1 protein-coding gene and 1 pseudogene are annotated in these 1381 nt (G+C 61.9%); both read left to right on the plus strand.

Annotation, left to right across the window (positions count from 1 at the left end):
• Nucleotides 1-365: 365 nt before the first annotated feature.
• Nucleotides 366-1148: a PIN domain-containing protein gene (locus BM150_RS23530; protein WP_217641911.1), complete on the plus strand. Its 783-nt coding sequence runs from the start codon at nucleotides 366-368 to the stop codon at nucleotides 1146-1148.
• 149 nt (nucleotides 1149-1297) lie between these two features.
• Nucleotides 1298-1381 (plus strand): annotated as a pseudogene (locus BM150_RS25205) (TipAS antibiotic-recognition domain-containing protein); the annotation flags it as partial.

Below are 1381 nucleotides of genomic sequence, written 5' to 3' on the forward strand. Positions count from 1 at the left end.
ATCTGGCCGACGAGCGCTTCACGGCCACCTACGAGCGCGAGGTGGGTACCGGTGGTGCCCGGTTCGTGCACGACGCGATCCTGGCCAACGCCGAGTGCTCCGAGCGCGCCGACGGGTGACTCGTTCGCCGAGCCGGTGACTCGGGCCTGTCCGATGCGAGGAGGTGATTCCGGTGGCTTTACCTGGCGTACTCGTACTTCTATCTGGACAGTGCGCTCGACCGTGATTCGCCGGTTCATACGCCCGTATGCCTGAAACGTCTTCGCGGTATGACGTCGTGCTGCTGTGAATACCGTTGACTTACATATGATCACCTGGAGTATCCATCTGTGGGGGCTCTTCGTGAGTTGGCTAGACTGGCGGAGATGCTCGAGTGCCCCTTCCCGGAGCGGCCTGCCCCGCTGCGGGTAGGCGTGTATGTCGACGCGTTCAATGTGTACTACGGAGCGCGGGGACACTGCGGTCGTGGTACTCCGGGCTGGCGGTGGCTTGATCTCGCCTCTTTGGCGATGTCGATGATCAATCCATATGTGTGGCCCGATGCACGACTGGAGCGGTTGGTGTACTGCTCGGCTCCACGAGAGCGTGCGGGCGATTCCAGTTCTCTTGCGGACCAGCAGAACTACGTGAACGCGTTGCGCGAGCACATTCCCGAACTGGAAGTCGTCCACGGCAAGTACGTTCCTCGGACCAAGTCCGGGGTGCTGGTGGCCAAAGGAACTTCCGGAGCATCACAACGGCGTGTTCGGTCCCCCGGTGCGGGGCAGTGGCCGGAATGGTTGCCTGGCGAGGAAGTCACCGGCCCCGATGGTACGGAGGAAGTGCTCGTCTCGATCTCGACGTTCGAGGAGAAGGGCAGTGATGTCAACGTTGCTTCTGCTTTGCTGATCGACGTGCTGTCGGGACGCGTGGATGCCGCGATGGTCATATCCAACGATTCCGATCTGCACCTTCCGCTGAGACACTCACGTGAGCACGTGCCCGTGGCCACGATCAACCCCGGTACCAATCCCACCGCCAGGGATCTACGAGGCAGCCGAGGAGAGGGGGTCGGTGGTCACTGGTGGCGCAGATTGCGCCCCGAGGACTTCTACCGTCACCAGTTGCCGGATCCGGTGGGGTCGTTCGCCAAACCCAAAGCGTGGTGATGGCGGCTTCCTGGCCTCCCCTGGCGTTTTCGGTACGACCCAGTGTATCCTTGACATATATCACCCGGTTCTCTCACGTGTAAGCGTGAGGGGCCGGGTCTTTTTCGTGTGCTCGCCAGAATGGTCCACCGAGCCATCGCTGGTTCTACGAGTGCTCCTACGGGATGCAGCGTTCGTTGGCCGAGATGTATCTGGCCGACGAGCGCTTCACGGCCACCTACGAGCGCGAGGTG

This window comes from Actinopolyspora alba, assembly GCF_900112765.1.
Classification (GTDB): Bacteria; Actinomycetota; Actinomycetes; order Mycobacteriales; family Pseudonocardiaceae; genus Actinopolyspora; species Actinopolyspora alba.